The sequence below is a fragment of the Bradyrhizobium sp. AUGA SZCCT0283 genome (genome assembly GCF_018130385.1).
Classification (GTDB): domain Bacteria; phylum Pseudomonadota; class Alphaproteobacteria; order Rhizobiales; family Xanthobacteraceae; genus Bradyrhizobium.
Genome location: NZ_JAFCLU010000002.1, coordinates 1 through 17,430, shown reverse-complemented (window position 1 = coordinate 17,430; position 17,430 = coordinate 1). Strand labels below are relative to the sequence as shown.

Annotated in this window: 17 protein-coding genes and 1 pseudogene; 8 read left to right on the top strand and 10 right to left on the bottom strand. The window is 60.1% G+C overall.

From position 1 onward, the window contains the following. The first annotated feature begins 77 nt into the window (after positions 1-77). The 4 genes from JQ624_RS03585 (at position 78) to JQ624_RS03570 (ending at position 3,719) form a co-directional block, all read left to right on the top strand. Complete coding sequence (locus JQ624_RS03585; protein ID WP_212417479.1) at positions 78-404, top strand: helix-turn-helix transcriptional regulator; 327 nt, start codon at positions 78-80, stop codon at positions 402-404. A gap of 851 nt (positions 405-1,255) precedes the next feature. Beyond that, entirely contained in the window at positions 1,256-1,813 is a 558-nt protein-coding gene (locus JQ624_RS38370) for a tyrosine-type recombinase/integrase (RefSeq protein WP_249129351.1), read from the top strand. After that, positions 1,810-2,733, top strand: coding sequence for a tyrosine-type recombinase/integrase (locus JQ624_RS03575; RefSeq protein ID WP_212417478.1), 924 nt, complete (start codon positions 1,810-1,812; stop codon positions 2,731-2,733). The genes JQ624_RS38370 and JQ624_RS03575 overlap by 4 nt, the downstream gene beginning before the upstream one ends. Next, complete coding sequence (locus tag JQ624_RS03570) at positions 2,730-3,719, top strand: tyrosine-type recombinase/integrase (RefSeq protein ID WP_212417477.1); 990 nt, start codon at positions 2,730-2,732, stop codon at positions 3,717-3,719. Before JQ624_RS03575 ends, JQ624_RS03570 begins: the two co-directional genes overlap by 4 nt. Before the next feature lie 118 nt (positions 3,720-3,837). Here the strand turns inward: JQ624_RS03570 and JQ624_RS03565 are convergent, their stop codons facing one another. From JQ624_RS03565 to JQ624_RS38360, 3 genes and pseudogenes are all read right to left on the bottom strand, one after another. After that, complete coding sequence (locus JQ624_RS03565) at positions 3,838-5,901, bottom strand: ATP-dependent helicase (RefSeq protein ID WP_212417825.1); 2,064 nt, start codon at positions 5,899-5,901, stop codon at positions 3,838-3,840. 67 nt (positions 5,902-5,968) lie between these two features. Beyond that, positions 5,969-6,410, bottom strand: a pseudogene (locus JQ624_RS38365) (hypothetical protein); the annotation flags it as partial. Between the two features lie 27 nt (positions 6,411-6,437). Beyond that, complete coding sequence (locus JQ624_RS38360; protein WP_249129347.1) at positions 6,438-6,833, bottom strand: hypothetical protein; 396 nt, start codon at positions 6,831-6,833, stop codon at positions 6,438-6,440. Between the two features lie 130 nt (positions 6,834-6,963). Between JQ624_RS38360 and JQ624_RS03560 the strand changes: the two genes are divergently transcribed. Continuing rightward, positions 6,964-7,878, top strand: a complete 915-nt coding sequence (locus tag JQ624_RS03560) for a Ku protein (protein WP_212417476.1) — start codon at positions 6,964-6,966, stop codon at positions 7,876-7,878. Between the two features lie 35 nt (positions 7,879-7,913). On the opposite strand, the gene JQ624_RS03555 is transcribed toward JQ624_RS03560, so the two are convergent. Together JQ624_RS03555 and JQ624_RS03550 are read right to left on the bottom strand one after the other, a co-directional pair. Then, positions 7,914-8,336 (bottom strand): hypothetical protein, encoded by a 423-nt coding sequence (locus JQ624_RS03555; RefSeq protein WP_249129345.1) that lies wholly within the window; start codon positions 8,334-8,336, stop codon positions 7,914-7,916. A gap of 6 nt (positions 8,337-8,342) precedes the next feature. After that, positions 8,343-8,564 carry a hypothetical protein gene (locus JQ624_RS03550; RefSeq protein WP_212417475.1) on the bottom strand — a complete coding sequence of 74 codons (222 nt, stop codon included), beginning with the start codon at positions 8,562-8,564 and terminating at the stop codon, positions 8,343-8,345. Between the two features lie 346 nt (positions 8,565-8,910). Between JQ624_RS03550 and JQ624_RS03545 the strand changes: the two genes are divergently transcribed. Next, entirely contained in the window at positions 8,911-9,207 is a 297-nt protein-coding gene (locus JQ624_RS03545; RefSeq protein WP_212417474.1) for a hypothetical protein, read from the top strand. 581 nt (positions 9,208-9,788) lie between these two features. On the opposite strand, the gene JQ624_RS03540 is transcribed toward JQ624_RS03545, so the two are convergent. After that, a complete protein-coding gene (locus tag JQ624_RS03540) occupies positions 9,789-10,037 on the bottom strand; it encodes a hypothetical protein (RefSeq protein ID WP_212417473.1) in 249 nt (82 codons plus the stop codon). Between the two features lie 200 nt (positions 10,038-10,237). Further along, positions 10,238-10,930, bottom strand: coding sequence for a Crp/Fnr family transcriptional regulator (locus JQ624_RS03535; protein ID WP_212417472.1), 693 nt, complete (start codon positions 10,928-10,930; stop codon positions 10,238-10,240). Positions 10,931-11,347: 417 nt separating this feature from the next. On the opposite strand from JQ624_RS03535, the gene JQ624_RS03530 reads away from it, so the two are divergent. Next, positions 11,348-11,623 carry a hypothetical protein gene (locus JQ624_RS03530; protein ID WP_212417471.1) on the top strand — a complete coding sequence of 92 codons (276 nt, stop codon included), beginning with the start codon at positions 11,348-11,350 and terminating at the stop codon, positions 11,621-11,623. Between the two features lie 53 nt (positions 11,624-11,676). Here the strand turns inward: JQ624_RS03530 and JQ624_RS03525 are convergent, their stop codons facing one another. From JQ624_RS03525 to JQ624_RS03515, 3 genes are all read right to left on the bottom strand, one after another. Then, positions 11,677-11,946 (bottom strand): hypothetical protein, encoded by a 270-nt coding sequence (locus JQ624_RS03525; protein ID WP_212417470.1) that lies wholly within the window; start codon positions 11,944-11,946, stop codon positions 11,677-11,679. A gap of 299 nt (positions 11,947-12,245) precedes the next feature. Beyond that, entirely contained in the window at positions 12,246-13,268 is a 1,023-nt protein-coding gene (locus tag JQ624_RS03520; RefSeq protein ID WP_212417469.1) for a hypothetical protein, read from the bottom strand. After that, positions 13,265-16,180, bottom strand: coding sequence for a penicillin-binding protein 1A (locus tag JQ624_RS03515; RefSeq protein WP_409334297.1), 2,916 nt, complete (start codon positions 16,178-16,180; stop codon positions 13,265-13,267). Before JQ624_RS03515 ends, JQ624_RS03520 begins: the two co-directional genes overlap by 4 nt. Before the next feature lie 355 nt (positions 16,181-16,535). Between JQ624_RS03515 and JQ624_RS03510 the strand changes: the two genes are divergently transcribed. Continuing rightward, entirely contained in the window at positions 16,536-16,901 is a 366-nt protein-coding gene (locus JQ624_RS03510) for a hypothetical protein (RefSeq protein ID WP_212417468.1), read from the top strand. Positions 16,902-17,430: the final 529 nt, after the last annotated feature.

Genomic DNA, 17,430 nt, shown 5'->3' with positions numbered 1-17,430 from the left:
TCCGGGACAAAGATGATATTTGCGGGCGTCAAGAACGAGCAGGAGATCAGGGATCTGACGGCAATAAAGGGTTGGGCATGCCATCGACGATATTCAATCCACAAGGCATCGAAAAAGCCGCTGCGGAGGTGGCGGGCATGCTTCGTACTCTCGCCAACGAGCGGAGATTGGTGATCCTCTGTAAGCTAGTCGCGGGGGGCGAGGCCAATGTGAACTCGCTTGCGGAGACCGTCGGCCTTTCTCCGTCAGCTCTCTCTCAACATTTGGCGAAGATGCGTGAGGACGGATTGGTGACTTACCGCCGCGAGAGCCAGACGCTCTGGTATCGCATTGCCGACTCTAGGATCGAAGATCTCTTGGCTACCTTGCAAAAGCTCTACTGCAAACCACGCAATCCACTCTGAACCACGGAGTATAATCATGCCGCTTCCGAAAATTGGGCCTGCAAAGGCCCGGCAGTTTCTGGATGACGGTGTAGTTCTTGTGGATTGGGATGTCAGTGTGGGGCGGGGATTCCCTAGTCGGTCGGCATAATCCGATTGATCCCACAGGTGTGTAGTCTCCCTCTTGCCAATTGAAGGGAGGCTTTCATGTTGATTGATCTGTCACGAGTTAGGGTTTCGGGTCCGCTTTCGGCATTCGCGACCGGGTTTGCCGACCACATGACAAGACAAGGCTATAGCCAACAGCAGGCCCGCATTCAGTTATTGCTGCTAAACCGCCTGAGCAATTGGCTTGTGAGCAAGGGGCTGGATGTAGGGGAACTACGAGCAAAGGAAGTAGAGCAGTTTCAGCTCAGCCGTCATGAAGCGGGTGACAAAATTCTTCGCTCATCAGAGCGATGCAGCCGATCCTCAGTTACCTGCGCGGTCTTGGGATCGCACCGGCGGCTTTGTCGCCTCGGGTCAGTGGAGTGCTTGAAGCGGCCCTGGCGCGATACCGAGGTTACTTGATACTTGAACGTGGCATCAGGAATGCGTCAGCGTCCCGGTATATTGAACTGATGCGCCCCTTCTTTCAAACCAAGGTCTTGCCGGACGGCCTTACTCTAGACCTTCGAAGCCTGACGGCGGCTGACGTCATTTCTTTTGTGGTGACAAACTGCCCTCGCCTGCGCCCTGGGACGGCCGGGCTGACGGTGTAGGCCCTTCGATCACTACTCGGTTTTCTTTACGTCGACGGCGCTATCGATCGGTCACTGGTGTCTGCGGTACCGACCGTTCCCGGTCGGCGATTAACCGGATTGCCGAAGGGATTGGCCGCTGACCAAGTGCAGCGCCTTCTGGCGTCCTGCGACACCAGCACCCGAAGTGGCTGTCGTGACTTCGCGGTCCTGACCATGCTTGTTCGCCTGGGCTTGCGGGCAGGCGAAGTCGCCAAACCGCAACTTGAGCATATCGATTGGCGAGGCGGCGAGATCGTGATTGCCCACAGCAAAGGCAATCGCTCCGAACGACTGCCATTACCTGCAGATGTCGACGAAGCAATCGCGGCTTACTTGCATCACGGCCGTCCCGCAAGCGCGCAAGGCCGAATGGTGTTTGCACGGATCACAGCTCCGCATCACGCTCTCACCACTGGCGTGCTAACGCAGATTGTTCGCCACGCGGGCGAACGGTGCGGCTTTGAACGGATCCATGCTCACCGGCTGCGTCACACCGCAGCGACTCTGATGCTACGCGGCGGTGCATCGCTGCCCGAGATCGGACAACTCCTGCGCCACCGCAACGCCATTACGCCATCGATCTATGCCAAGGTCGATCGCGATGCTCTGCGGTCGATCGCTCGCCCCTGGCCGGGTGTCGTCGCATGAATGCTCTCCGCAAGGCTCTCGCAGACTACTTTGTGATTCGCCGCGCCCTCGGCTTTAAGCTCTATCGAGCCGAGAAGCTCCTCGGTCAGTTTCTCACCTTCGTCGAGGATCGCGGCGAAGATCATCTGACAACCGAGGCGGCGCTCGCTTGGGCGAAACTCCCTAAGCGCGGTCGAACCTGGGCGTTTGCCCGGCTTTCCGTTGTTCGCCGCTTCGCTAAACACCTGCGCGGGATCGACCTCGCGACCGAGGTGCCCCCGGCACACTTGCTGGTGCAGCAAAAAGGCCGAGCCACCCCCTACCTATATTCGGAGTCGGATATCGCGGCCCTCATCGCCGCAGCCGGGACGCTGCGGACACCGCACCGAGTGGCGACATTTCGGACATTGATCGCTTTGCTTGCAGTGACCGGAATGCGGGTTGGCGAAGCGATCGGCCTCGACCGCGACGATTTTGACTCCGTCATTGGACTACTCACCATTCGGAACGCGAAGTTCGCCAAGTCTCGCCAATTGCCGCTGCATCCGAGCACCGCGGCTGCATTGGTTGATTATCTGCATCGAGACGACCGTCCGAAAAACTCGTCGAATACGCCGGCACTGCTGGTCACTACGGTTGGCACCAGGTTCCGCTACATGGGCGTCCAGCCCGTCTTTCGTCAAATTGTGGATGTCGCCGGCCTCAAGCCGCGCTCTGCCTCATGCCGTCCAAGGCTGCATGACCTGCGGCATGGATTTGCCGTCAATACCATCCTTGACGGATATCGAGATGGCCGAGAGCCGGGGAACCGGATCGCGTTGTTGTCGACCTACCTCGGCCACGTCGATCCTGTCAGCACATACTGGTATCTCTCAGCTGCGCCGGAGTTGCTGACGCTGGTTGGTGATCGTTTGGAGCGGCACCTCGGAGGTGCCGCATGACCGCACTTGCCCCAACCCTGCAAGCGTTCTTCACGGAACGCCTCATCCGCCAGCGCCAAGCTAGTCCCCATACACTTGCGGCCTACCGGGACACGCTGCGGCTGCTGCTGGTCTTCGCGTCCGCGAGGAAAGACGTCGAACCATCGAAGCTAGACATCGACGATCTTGATCCGCCGCTCATCGGCGCCTTCCTCGACCATCTTGAGAAGCAGCGGGAGAATAGCGCGCGCACTCGCAACGCTCGACTTGCCGCCGTCCGTTCGCTGTTCCGGTACGCAGCGCTTCGACATCCCGAGCATGCCGCCGTAATCGAACGCGTGCTTGCCATTCCACGCAAGCGTTTCGACCGGAGGATCGTCACTTTCCTGATCGAACCGGAACTCGATGCGCTGTTCCGCGCACCCGACCGCTCGACCTGGACCGGGCGGCGCGACCATACCTTGCTTACGCTCGCGGCCCAAACGGGCCTGCGTGCGTCAGAATTGATCGGCCTTCGCATCAGCGATGTTCATCTCGGCACTGGCGCCCATGTCAGTTGCATGGGGAAAGGACGGAAGTTGCGGATCACACCGATTACCTCGGGTATGGTCGCCCTCCTGCGTGTTTGGATCGCCGAGCGCGCTGGTCAGCCCACGGAGCCACTTTTCGTCACCCAGTCGGGGACGTCACTCAGCCGTGACGCCGTCGAACATCGGCTCGCCAAATACGTTCAGATCGCCACCCGCGCCCGTCCGTCGTTGGGACAGAAAACCATCAGCATGCATGTGTTGCGTCATAGCGCCGCGATGCGACTGCTGCGGGCAGGAATTGAAACCTCGATGATAGCACTTTGGCTCGGCCATGAGCAGGTCGAAACCACCCACATCTACCTACACGCTGATATGGGAATCAAGGAACGCGCACTGGCCGCGACAGCTCCAAAGGTCGCCACTCCCGGTCGTTTTCGACCGAACGACAAGCTTCTCGCATTTTTGGAGGCACTGTGATTATGCCGACTCCAACGCAGCGATCGCCGCCGCCAGAGCCCGTTTTGAGCCAATGGTCGGCATAATCCAGAAGTCGGCATAGTAGAGATTGCACACGGTCGTCCCTCAGTATCCCCGTCTATCGCCACATTCCGCGCATGCGGGCACCGATATCAACCTTGGGTCCTTGGCCGGCGGTGCGTGGGGCCGTACCGGCCGGCACAATTGGCCAAGCCGTCCGCTCGAACAGGCCGAGCAGCTTTTCGGGGATGAAGCGCGTCCTGGAGGCATAGAGGTGACGATCGCCCTGCGCGTGCTGACCGTGGACGAAGAAGCGCTGCGGTACGACCAGATGGAGGTCATCCTTTGCGCGTGTCATGGCGACGTAGAGCAGGCGCCGTTCCTCCTCGATCTCAGCCGAGGTGCCGGCGCCGAGGTCGGACGGCATGCAGCCATCGACGACGTTGAGCAGATAGACCGATTTCCACTCCTGGCCCTTGGCGGAGTGGATCGTGGACAGGATCAGGTAATCCTCGTCGAGCAGCGGCACGCCGGCCTGATCGCTGGTTGCGTCGGGCGGATCCAGCGTCAGCTCGGTCAGGAAGCGTTCGCGCGAAGGATATCCGGCGGCGATCTGCTCGAGTTGGAGCAAGTCGGCCCGCCGCGTCTCGGCATCTTCGTGGATGCGGTCGAGATGTGGTTCGTACCACAGGCGTGCACGTTCCAGATCGATAGGCCATTCCGAATATCGGAGATTGCCTAAGGTCTCGACGAAGCCTTTCCAATCCTGGCCAGCGCGCGGTGGCGTCGGTAAGCCCGCAAGCGCTGCGATGGGGTCGGCAGCCTCCGCCATGTGATCGAGGACGCGCTGCGCGGTTGCGGAGCCGATGCCAGGCAGCAGATGCAGCAGACGGAATCCCGCGACACGATCGCGCGGATTTTCGACGAACCGCAGCACTGCCAGCATGTCCTTGATGTGGGCGGCATCGAGGAACTTCAGTCCGCCGAACTTTACGAACGGGATGTTCCGGCGCGTCAGTTCAATTTCAAGCGGGCCGCTGTGGCTGGATGTCCGGAACAGCACGGCCTGCTCCTTTAGGAGCGTGCCGGATTCGCGGTTTTCCAGGATGCGTTCGACGATGAAGCGCGCCTGGTCGGCTTCGTCGCGAACCGAGACGAGTTGCGGCTTCGCTGCGGAGGTGCGCTCGGTCCAGAGGTTCTTGGTGAAGCGTTCCTTCGCAAGACCGATGACGCCGTTGGCAGCAGCGAGGATCGTCTGCGTCGACCGATAGTTGCGGTCGAGTGTAATGATGCTCGCAGGCGGCGAGAACTGGTCAGGAAAGTCGAGGATGTTGCGCACGGTCGCGGCGCGGAACGAGTAGATCGATTGGGCGTCGTCGCCGACCACCGTCAAGCCCCGGCCGCCGGGCTTAAGCGCCAGCAGGATCGAGGACTGCAGGCGGTTTGTGTCCTGATATTCATCGACGAGGACGTGATCGAAGCGGCCGCCGATGTCATCGGCCAGGCCGGCGTCGCCGACCATTTGTGCCCAGTAGAGGAGGAGGTCGTCGTAGTCGAGCACGTTCTGCTTCTGCTTGGCCTCAACATAGGCCGCGAACAGTTCCTTGAGCTCCGCCGCCCACCCGGAACACCATGGATACGACGTGCCGATAACCTGCTCGATTGGCATCTCCGCGTTGACGCAACGCGAGTAGATCGACAGACACGTCCCTTTGGTCGGGAAACGGCTTTCGGTTTTGGAGAAGCCTTTCTCGTGCCGGACCAGGTTCATGAGATCCGCAGAGTCTTCGCGGTCGTGAATCGTAAAGGCGGGGTCCAGGCCGATCTGTTCGGCGTACTCGCGCAGCAGCCGGGCACCGATGCCGTGGTAAGTTCCAGCCCAGGTCAGTGCGTCCGTCATGACGCCGGCGTTGTCGCCCATGACCTTGCGCGCGATGCGTTCGACCCGCCTGGTCATCTCGGATGCCGCGCGCCGCGAAAACGTCATCAGTAGAATTCGGCGCGGGTCGGCGCCGTCGACGATCAGATGGGCGACCCGATGGGCGAGGGTATTGGTCTTTCCAGATCCCGCTCCTGCGATCACCAGCAGCGGCGGCGCCGCAAATCCGCCCGCAGCTCCATGCTCGACCGCTCGCCGCTGTTCGGGATTGAGGGTTTGGAGGTAGGCTGATGCCGTCTGCACCTTGGGTGTCCATTCGTTGTCCGAGCAAACGACGGTCGATGATTCCTGCTGGGATCGCAACCTCGACCTCCGCTCGGGGGTGGCGCGACTGCCAGCACAGCTGGAGCAAGGTGGCCGACGGACGCTGGCCGGTCTTGGCGCACTTTCGGCATCGCAGGCGGCTTGCGAGATCGTGCACGAAGGTGGTCGGCGGGTGCGTGAGGGATGCCAGATCGACATCGCTCGGGGTCTTGCACCGTGGACACTGGATTTCCAGCCAGGGAAATCCGCCGTGGATGGCCTGGTCAATTGTGGGGGATGGGTCGATCGGCTCGCCATCGCTCCACATGCGCTCGTTCCAGCTTTCGCAGTAATCTATCGGCCTTCTGGATCTGAGCAGCGCCCTTGGCACGCATCTCCACTGACTGCGCAGCCAGAATGCGGGTCATCGCGCGCGCTTTGCCAAGCTCCTTCGTTAGAGCCTTGCGGTGGCTTCCGGACAGCGGCGTGGGGTGGTGCTTTGGCGCCATCCGGACATCCAAGGGTCAAGGTGTAGGCTAGGTCATATCGAATCCCGGCCAACACCCATCGTCTTCATGGCAACCTGTTCTTTGCCGACACGTGTCGTCCAACAGCCGCTGCGCTACGTCCTTCCAGATTGCGTTTCGGCCATACAGGCGGACGGCATCTGCCGTCTGGATTTCCACGGTACGCTCGCATCGTCGGCAGGAGACGCGCAGCACGTGGCGCTGGATCTCCGACAGATGCCGTTGCCGTAGTTGAAGGCCATTCGCGCCAGCCCGAGGGTCCTTGAGGAGCGAATCCCAGTATTCGGCGGGGAGTTCCGCGTCCGGGGCCGCCGCGGAGCTCGGTATCTTCTGGACCGCCTCCGCGGCCAGTTTGTCCATCTGTTTCGGGGTTGGCATGCGCCAGCTCGCTGGTCGGTGGGTCATTTGCTCTACTAGAACATAAAGAGAACAAACGAGTCGAGTCCGCATCGCAGATTTTGTTGGGCGGTGCCGTCGGAACCACGCTCCCCTCACTGGTCTTGAATCCGGCATCACCTCCCGGAGTTCTGCGTACATGGCACCGCGCGCCAACTGGAAAGGCTTCCTGCGTCTATCCCTCGTCACCTGTCCGGTCGCGCTGTACCCGGCCACCTCCGAGAGCGAGAAGATTTCGTTCAATCAGCTGAACCGGAAGACCGGCCACCGCATCAAGTACCTGAAGGGGGACGCTGATACCGGCGAGGAAGTCCCCAACGAGGACATCGTCAAGGGCTACGCGCTCGACAAAGACACCTTCATCGAGGTCTCGAAGGAGGAACTCGAAAACGTTGCACTGGAATCCACCCGCACGATTGAGATCGACGAGTTCGTCGACCGCACTGAGATCGACCCTCGCTATCTAATTCGCCCCTACTACCTGCGGCCCGACGGCAAGGTCGGCCATGACGCGTTCGCGGTGATCCGCGAGACCATCCGCGAGATGGACAAGGTCGCGATCGGACGTGTCGTTCTCACCAACCGCGAGCACATCATCGCGCTTGAACCGCTCGGCAAGGGGCTAGTCGGTACGCTCCTGCGCTACCCGTACGAGGTGCGGTCGGAGCAGGAGTATTTCGAGGAAATCCAGGACGTCAAAATTACCAAGGACATGCTCGACCTCGCCAAGCACATTGTGAACCAGAAGGCCGGCCGGTTCGAACCCGAGAAGTTCGAGGACCAGTACGAAACGGCCTTGATCGACCTCATCAACCAGAAGCGCGCAGGCAAGCCAATCACTCCGAAGGAGCGTCCCGCCGCCGGCAACGTCGTCGACCTGATGGAGGCGCTGCGCCGGAGCGTCGGCAAGGAGCAGCCCTCGAAGGCCACGAAGAAGCCGAGGAAAGCGGCCGCCGGACAGAGGGAGATGCTGCTGGCGATCTCCGGTAAGAAGCCGGCGAAGGCGAACGCCGCAAAGAAGACGACGTCGAAGCCGCAGCGGAAGTCGGCATAGAACGGCTCTGCCGCAGCCGCGATGAGTCCGCGGCGTCAGCCGAGAGGTCGGCTTTGTCTGAAATGGAAGCCGTTCGGGGTGAACCTGCGGGCCACGGCGCGCGCCTTGTCCTCGCATGTCTCCAGCGCGATCTTCTGGGCAAGCATGACGTCTCCGATCGGCAGCGCGCCGATCGGCATGAAACACAACCCCTCCTGCAGGCGACCTCGTTCGTCGATCTCGCACACGTTCACCGAGGCCCCTGCGTGGATCCTGTACCGTTTTCCGCTGTCGCTTCCGAAGACCTCGAAGTAGCCTCTCCTGGTGAACTGCTCCCGCTGCGCGGGCGATAGCCATCTCCGCAAGAGCAGCAGCGAACGTCCCTCTGGCGTGCTTTCGGCGCCGTGCCTTAGGAAGAGGGTTCGCGTCGCTCTCATGCGGGAGCGGGCGCCCAGCGGCCACGGTCGAAAGCCGAACATGGCCGGCTAACCGCCGACTAACCTGGGAAAGAAGAGGGTCTCTTCCGCGGTGGGGTCGAACGATCGGATCTGCGAGGTCTGACCGGAACCCGTCCGGACCGCGGCGGTGAAGCCGGCCTTCGTCAGCTCATAGAACCTCTGCTCCGCCTTCGCCACTTCCTGTGCGTCCTGCGGGTTGAAAGGGTGACGGCTGTCGCCGGTGCGGTCCATCACGATCTGGATCGCCATTCGGATTGCTGTGATAGCCAAGGACCTCGATCCAGTATCGGCCCTAAGTCGTGTTCTTTCAAGAGAAGAACATTTCCATTGCAACACGTTGGTCGCCTGCTGATCGCGGCGGGTGCCCGTGCACAATAGCGACTAGGTGGCTGCGACGCTGTCTTCCTTTTCGGATCCACCCATACGGCTCCCTCTTGGATCAGACGATAGCGAAGATGCGAACCGGTTCTGTAAAGATCGTCGCAGACGGCTGGCAGGGAAGATGAGACGGCGACAATCATGCGTCCGCGATGCTGCTAGACAATAGCTTACTCCGAGCCCACGATGGGCACCGCTTCTGAAAGAGGCACGACAGATGAGCATCCATAGTGCTATTGGCGCAACTGTCGCATTGGGGCTTGTGCTGGTCTCATTGTCAAACGTCGCGCTCGCGCAAAGCCGCACGCAGAAGAAGCCCAACGTCGGAGGAAAGCCGCTTATGCAAATAAAACCGAGCGCGCCGATTGGCTGCAAGCTCGTCGGAACGGTCAAAGGCACAAAGCTCTGGGCCGGTGACTGCTTGGCGGCGCCTGAACTGAGAACGACCACGCCGGAAGATAAAGCGACGACGCCGTCGCCCGAGACGGAAACTGCTCCGAAGGAGCAGCAATAAGGGAAGCTCGGCCAGTTGCGTCGAGGAAATCATGAAGCAGTTTGAAATATACCGGCACTGACACTGACCGTCGCCAACCAGAGCCGAAGCATCCGCGCGCGTCGCATTTAACCCAGGTCCGCCAGTCCCTTGGGCAACTTGGGCTTCGAGCTTGGCTTTCTCGGCTGCGATATTTTCCTCGAACGTGTGGGAGACAGATCGGCGACGCTGCATGATACAACCTCGTGCTTACGGGTCCTAACCGTAGGGTTTGCACTTCCAATCCTATTATACAGATGCCCGGCGGTCGGTTCCGAAGTGAACAATCCAAATCGGGCCACTGCGATTTCCAAACTAGGCCACTGAGCCCGGAAACAGGCAAGTCCCAGATTGGCAATCAGAACTTTTCAGGAAGGACGCGGCCGTTTGTGCGGCGCCCAAAAAGAGCTTTGCAATACTATCCTTCAAGAAGAGGACATCGCCAACCGGGGCCTGTCAGGTCCGAAAAGTCCAACAGGCGACATTAAAACGCGATGGAAATCCGCGATTGCCGTCAACGCTTGGGGCTGCTGGTCAGGTAACGACGGCAAACGGCAGACAAACTACCGCGTCGACTTATTTTGAAGAGCACGAGCAAAAAAGTCGCGGGCTATCGCATCTAAGGCTGCTGAGATGTGCTCGCTAGCCTCCGGCGTGGTGACAGATGTTCCTTCGAGTCGTTCGGCCTCGCGAATGTAACTCAAGGATAATTCGCGCAAGCGCTGGAATTCAGAGTCATCAGGTAACGGTGCGATTTCAGCCAAAAGGTGTTGCGCACGCGCGCGTGCGCGTTCGCTTCGCGAGCCATCCATGACAGCCTCCGAGGGACTTACATTTGTGAGTTTCTGATCAGTTCCTCTGCCGAACAATAAATTCGAAGGAGAGGAAGGCCTTTGAGATCGGCTCGCCGATCAAGAAAGCCAAACGCGCGCCGCAATGTTGGGTTCCCCACATAGCGCCGATTTTTTAACATCTATCAGCCAACGTGCACCTCTCATTAGTCGGCAGCACTTTACTTGGCAGGACCCAACAGCCTCTCGTAATGGCGCTTCACTGTCCCGTAGCACTCACATGCGCCGTCTTGCAGCGCTTCCGCATCGAGGATCTGGATTTTCCCGCGGGCGTACTTGATCAGACCGGCAGACTGCAGGGTATGCGCGACAACAGTCACACTCGTTCGCTGGACCCCGAGCATTTCCGCTAAATATTCTTGCGTGAAATGTAGAGTATCGGTGCCCGCCAGGTCTCTCGCGCGCAGTAACCAACGGCAAAGACGTGCCTGAACATGGTTTGACGCAAAACAAGCCGCCGACTGTTGCGCCTGAGCATATACGGTCTGCTCATGACGGATCAGCAGGGACAGCAGTTTGGGACTTTGCAATGCAACCGACTTCAATCCGTCGATGCTGCAAACGACGATGTCGCCGGATAGCTGGACAATTCCGAGGCTGAGAGAAATGTGTCCGTCCAGCGCTGCCGAGGCCCCAACGACGCCATCCGAGCCAACCATGGCAGCCTCGACCATGTCCCCCGACTCGAGCGTCACGACCAAAGACACCACCGCACTCGTCGGAAAGTAGACGTGCTTGATTTCCTGTTCTGCTTCGAACAAGACCGAATGCTGCGTGAATGGCGTGAGCTTGAGATAGGGCTCAAGTCGGTTGAAGTCGTCTTGGCCCAGTTGGCTGAGCAAAAGGTTCTTCATTGCGCGCTCTCGAGGACAGGCGGGAGCGCAAAGAACTCTCAGCTATCGGTTGCCTTACTGATTACCCGATAGTGCGAGCAGAGTAGGAGCCGTACCGTACTTAGCTAGCTTTAATTTCGCTATGTAGGGTACCAGACAGACGGCATTCCAGGGCATATTTCAAAATCAGATCAGCGACCCATGCCAAATGTGCCGCGTCATGAAGCGAAACCGTTCAAAACCACACTCATTTGAAGATCGCCTCGCTGAAGCAGCAGCCAAGTTCGAGGCGCAGGCACGCAGCTTGCGGCCGGGAAAAGAACGCGCCGAATTATTCAGGAAGATCCGCCAGATAGATACGGCGGCGCACCTGATTGAGTGGTTGAAATCCCCCGGGCTGAGACCGCCAAAGCAAAACAGGTCGCAAGGGAGGATCACGTGATCACTGATGCCTTCGATCGCCGAACTATAGCGAATATGGAAGTGGCCCTTGAGCGGGCGTGTTTAATTCTACCAACTTGCAGCGAGAAACACCGGGCCCGTCGAATCATCGCAGGCAAAATAATTGAATGTGCCAATCGCGGTGAGACCAGCCTGAGCAGGCTTACTGAGGCCGGATACGCCGCTGCGATGCAACTCAGTTCTTCAGTGCAGTCCGTCAGGAAGAAAGAGGCCGCCGACCAGGAGTTTTCCATGGCGAGACTGATCCATTAGCTCGCGTGCGGACGATCGGCACGACATCCGTATAGCACGAAGATGGAAGCAGCCTAGCCGCAATAGGGCGGGCACTCCGGGCAGGTATCGCCAATCGAGTCCAGGACGTCCTCGACGGCGGCAACAGCCTCATTCGGTGATACGCTAGAGGGCGGATCCTGGCACGCGACGACTAGCGCCCGCTCGCGAGAATGCGGGTCGGCACGGTCCTGCATCCAGCCGAGCTCCTCGCACTCACGGATGGCGCCCGCCTCCTGCAGCACCGAGATTGCCCAGCCGCGCAGTGTCCGGACGGCCGGCCGCCGTTCGTATAACATTAGCATCGAGATCACTCCTGTCGGACGAATCCTTTAGCCCGTCCCCCGTTCCGGGCTGCTAACACAGGGCAGGGATTCCGAATTGCCGGGTCAGCGGCTTTTCCACGTGTTCCGTCGTCCGACTGCACAACGGCGCCAGGCGGCGAGGCGTCTTCTTTGCTTGCCGGATCGGTGGCTTGGTGAGGAAAGACGGCCTGGGCTCTTCATCGGAAGGCTTTGCATGCATCGTCGCTGGTGAATTAGCCGGAGAGACAAACGCGATTTGTCCATCTACCGGCGTCCATTCGTCGCCGCACACGATCTGCTCATTCCCGCTCCATCATGTCGGCGATCGCCTTGATGCGGCTTCTGGCGTATTTCGGAAGGCCGGCGCTCAGCGAATCGCCGCTGTTGAAGGAGCTGTTGCCCATGAGCAGTTGCGCGGGCACGAGGTTTCGCAGAATGGGTGTTTTGCTGTGTTCCTTTTGCTTGTTCAGCACGTCGTTCCTGACCGCAATCAGAATGTAGACCGTCGCGATGGCGGCTTCCCGCTCGGTCGGATGCTGTTGCAGAACCGCAAGCAGCTTGCCGAACTGGATGACCTGGTTCACCCAAAAGATGTTCTGCTCGAGCCCGCCGGTGACTGTGGAGTCGAGCCCTGTCAGGCTCGGCAACTCGGCAAGGTGCGGCTGCGTGACCAACATGATCTCACTCTGGAACTCGATGAAATCCGGAATTGGCGTTTTGCTCTCCTCGCGCAGCTTGTTGGCAAGTTGAATGCCCGCCGGAATTTTTCCCTCGAACATGTAGCGGGACTGCACGCAGATCGCCTTCGCGTCCTCGCACCAGCGGCGATTCGGCGGATGGTTGTGCGCGGCGCCCGCGTCTTTATTGGGAACAGCATCGCCCGCCGTGATCGGCTGATGCTTGACTGCCGGATCGATCTGCTCGAGGAACGCGACATTCGCATACCGCGACAGATCCAATGCCGCTGCCGGTCTTGGAAGACGAAACCGCGCCTCCGCCTGGTAGACCGAGAGCTTCAGCTTCGTTTGTTGGTTGAGTGTGGGTTCAATGAAGCTCGGGAAGAGCGAGAGGAAGCGCCGCTGAGCCGGACGTGAGCGCGCCCAATCGTCGAAAGGAATGAGCCCGGTCGCGGAATCGGCGAGCTTGTCGTTGCGTTGGTCGGCGAAGATGACCGTGCGCGGCTTGATCTGTGCGGTCGGAACACTGGCGACTGCGGGCACGTCCTCCAGCTGGAATTCTTGCGCGGCAGCGCCCGTGCAAGTGGCCACGCAGGCGGCGATGAGGACAGCGGTACGGTGGAGTCTCATGGCGTCAATGCTCAATTCAGCCGCCGCCAGAAATAATCGGGATCGACTCGGAGCGGCGGTCGCGGGAGGCGGTCCTCGTCATCGGGATATCCGCGCGAGGAGGGATATTCGCGCGGACCAAGACGCCAGGTCGGGAATGGCAAGGGCGACCGGTTATCGCCGTAAAGGCGGTTGGACCACTGCTGGAATGGCCCGTCCTCTTCGTCATGACCGCCACGATAGGCGTAGCGTTCTGCACGCGAGACGATCCGAAACTGCGTATCATCGATTCTGCCCGACGGATCCCTCTTGAGATACTCGGTGAAAGCGCGGCCGGAGCCGGCCGGTGCTGGATCGCCGGTATAGGGATCGATCGACAGAGCAACGAGCTGATGCATGGCTTCGCGCGAAGGGCCGTTCAATGCCATCCTAGGCGCGTGCAGCTCCCAGGCTGCCTGCATGATCGGCTCGAACATCGGCAGCGCCACGTTCCCTCCGGTCTGGCCGCGCCCAAGGGTGCGGCGCGTGCCATCGTTGTTGTCGTAGCCGACCCAGATGGCGATGGTGACGTCATTTGTGAAACCGACGAACCAGGCATCGGCCGAATTATCCGTGGTGCCAGTCTTGCCGCCGACATAGGGCGAGAGATGCTTCACCACGCGCGCGGTTCCGCGCGCAAGCACGCCCTGCAGCATTGATTTTAACTGGTAAAACGATGCGCGGTCGGCGAAGCCGATCCAGTCCACCGCACGCGGATCGTGCTGGTAGATTGGGCGGCCGTCCTGTTCGATCGTTTCGATCGCATGGGGCTGGGGCCGTGCGCCTTCGTTGGCGATCGCTGCATAGAACGCCGCAAGGTCGATGAGTCTGACGGTCTGGGCGCCGAGTACGAACGGGTAGTAGCGCATGCATTCCTTGTAGAGCTGCGCTTCCATCGCGAGCTCGCAGACCCGGTCGAGGCCTCGCTCGGCGCTGTCGTCGAGACCGGTCGCTAGCAGTTGCGCGGTGGCGAGATTCCGGGAGTTTTCCAGCGCACGCCGCAGGGTAATGGCGCCCGAAGCGCCGCCGTCGTAGTTCTTCGGCGACCAGAAATCGCGCTGGCGGGCGGAGCCCGTCGCCCCGATCGGTGCCAGCGTAATAGGTTCGTCCATCACCAGCGTGTTGGGCTGCAATCCCTTCCGAAGGGCGGCGAGGTAGGTCAGCGGCTTCAAGGTGGAGCCGGGTTGCCGCAGGCTCTGGACGACCCGGTTGAGCTGGCTTGCCGGATACGAAAAGCCGCCCGCCATCGCGAGAATGCGGCCGGTTTCGTTCTCGAGTACAAGCGCCGCTCCCTGCACGGTCGGTCGAATGCGCAGATCGGCACGCGCCGCTTGCTTACCATTGGCTTTGCGCACCTGCACGTAGACCACGTCGTACGGCTTGAGACCGCGCCGGATCGCGGCGCTCCAGGTGTTCAGCGGCAGGATTCTTCCGTCGGTCAGACCGACGTTGATGGCATGGCCGCTCTTGCCACGCGCATTCTCCAGGACGACCGCCGATTCCCAGTGAACGTCATAGAGAGGTAGCCGCGTCGTCTTCAACGCCACGAGCCAAGCCGGTTCGGTGGCCCTGAGGTCAGCCGCACTCAGACGGACAGCATTGGAAATGTTCGCCTCGGGTCCCTCAAATTTGTAACGACTGTTGTTCAGCTCGTACCGCGCGAGGCCCTCCTGCAATGTTGCTTCGACTATGCGCTGCAAGGCCGAGTTGACGGTCGAGTGCACCGTGTAGGAGGATTGGGTGAGAGTATCGAGGCCGGCGACCACCTTTGACTCGCGGGCAATGTGATCGACGAAGTGAAAGCCGAAGTCCCGTCGCGCTGGCCGGTACTCGACAAGCTGCGGCAATACTGCTTGCGCCGCGGCGGCGTCGATCATGGCGTCGTCCTGCATGCGACCCAGCACGTAGGCAAGGCGCTCGCGCGCGCGCTCAGGGTGATGGTCGGGATTGAAGTAGTTCGGTCCCTTGGCGAGCCCGGCGAGTAGTGCGCCCTCGACTGCGGAAAGCGCCTTGGCCGGTTTACCGAAATAGCTGCGCGCCGCCATCTCGATGCCCCAGGCTCCGCGACCGAGATAAATCGAGTTGAGATAGAGCTCGAGGATTTCCGCCTTGGTCAGGGCGCGCTCCATCCGCGAGGCGACGATCATTTCGCGCAGTTTTCTTTCGTAAGTGATGTCGTTGCCCACCAGCAGGTTCTTGGCGACCTGCTGCGTAATGGTCGAGCCGCCCTGCGGCCGGCTCGACTGCGTGAAGTTGCCGATGAAGGCGCGGACCAGTCCGCGCTCGTCAATGCCGGCGTGTTGGAAGAAACGCTTGTCTTCGGCGGCGACGAATGCATTGCGCACCGCTTCTGGGATATCCGCAAGCTTGACCCAGATGCGGCGATTGTTCGGCGCGTAAATCTCAGCAAGGCGCTCGCTCTTGTTGTCGAGGACTACGCTCATGCCAGGAAGCCTGAGATGCTTAAGCTGCACGGCGTCGGGCAGATCCTTGACCGCGCTGTTGTAGAAAGCGATGACCTGACCAAGATCGACCGGAGATCCTTCCACTTTTTCGACCTTGCAGAACTGCCTGTAGGCGACGTGGAGGTGGGCCAGATTTAGGCCTTTGAGCGCCTTGATCTCGCTGCTCAGCGCCTCCTTGTCATCCATGGCAGTGGCAATCAGATCGTCCAGGTTGATGTCCTCGATGTCGAAAGCCTTGCGCATGTGGGCGCAGCCAGCACTCAAAAGCTGCGCCACCTCGAAGCGGTCGCGCACCGCATCGAACTCCGTCTTCACCCCATCCGGCCGGGTAGTGACCTGGCTGAAGGCAAGCGCCGTGGCGAAGATCTTGATGAGAATCGAGTCCATGACCTGCCGACGGTCGAAAAAGCCGCCCCCGTAAGGTCCCGTTTTGTAGAACAACATTAAACAAGGCTGTATTGAGGAAAAAGTTCCCGAGGCGCCGTCGCCCGCTTCTCCGGGCCTTCAGCACCGCTCTGACCTGGCCGGTCCGCGGAACTAACGCTGCGGCCAGTGCGTTTTAGAAACACCCCATTGGCAGTGCGCTCATGAATGCCCCTCTTCCAGTCGTGCTTGCCGCGGCGCTTCTCAGCGCCGCCATCGCCACGATGCCTGTGGATGCTGCTCCTCGAAAAAAGAAGACCCGGGCTCTTGCCGCGGTCCCCCCGCAGCCAGCGTCGCTCAGCCGCCCACGGACAGATTTTTGGCCTGCGACGTCCGGGTGCGAGACTATCTTCGCGAAGGCGGAGCGGTGGCACGGGTGACCAAGATCGAAGTGGACGATGCCCGGCTGCAGCTGAACATTCATCATGAGTACGGAGAGGCGGGAAAGTCGTCTCGAAAATACCTCCGCGGGGACACTGAAGAAGAAATGCGCAAAAATCTGCGCGGAATATTGGATGAGTTCGCTGCGGCTGCGAAGGCGGCAACGGATGGACGCGCTTGGTATGTGATCGCTGCTCGCAAGGTCATGCCGGACCTCCGCGACGGTTCGGGCGAGACCACGAGTCCGTGGACGGCCATCGTCCTTGCGGATTTCGAGGGGAAATGCAGACCTATCACGTTCTATCAGTCCGTCGACCGGAACAAGCTCAATTCTGAACTGAGCAAGAAACTGGATGAGTGAAGGTTTGCGCTTGAAGTGATTTGCAGTCGTGGCGACGGCGCCTGGACGTCATGAGGTGCGGTGAGGATGCTTAACTGCCGTCGCGGGTGAGTTTGCAGTATCGACGGCCAGGCTCGGCTTTCATCGCCTTTAGGCAGGTTTGGGCAGCCGTTCTGAAGCGCTTTGGGAAGCAATAAGGCAGTTGCTGCCCAGATTTTTTCTTAACCCATTGAAATCACTCACTTCTATCCCATCCCTAGGGAGCGACATCTGTCAATTGATTTTTCTGGTTTTCAATGAGTTAGGCGCTCAGTTTGGCTAACTGTCGCGAACCGTTAGCCAGTGAATGTTCTGCAAATGCTCTCTCGCGACAGCCGACAACTTTCGGACACTCGGGATTAACGGTGCGCATCTAATCTCAGCGGATGCCCGGCAACATTTACAAATTTCGCCGAACAAAATGGGCCGATCCAAATCGGTTCAAGGTCGCCGACTTCAAGCCGAAACGCCATGGTTCGCGCTACTTTTCTGGTCTGGTGGTTCTCTGCTT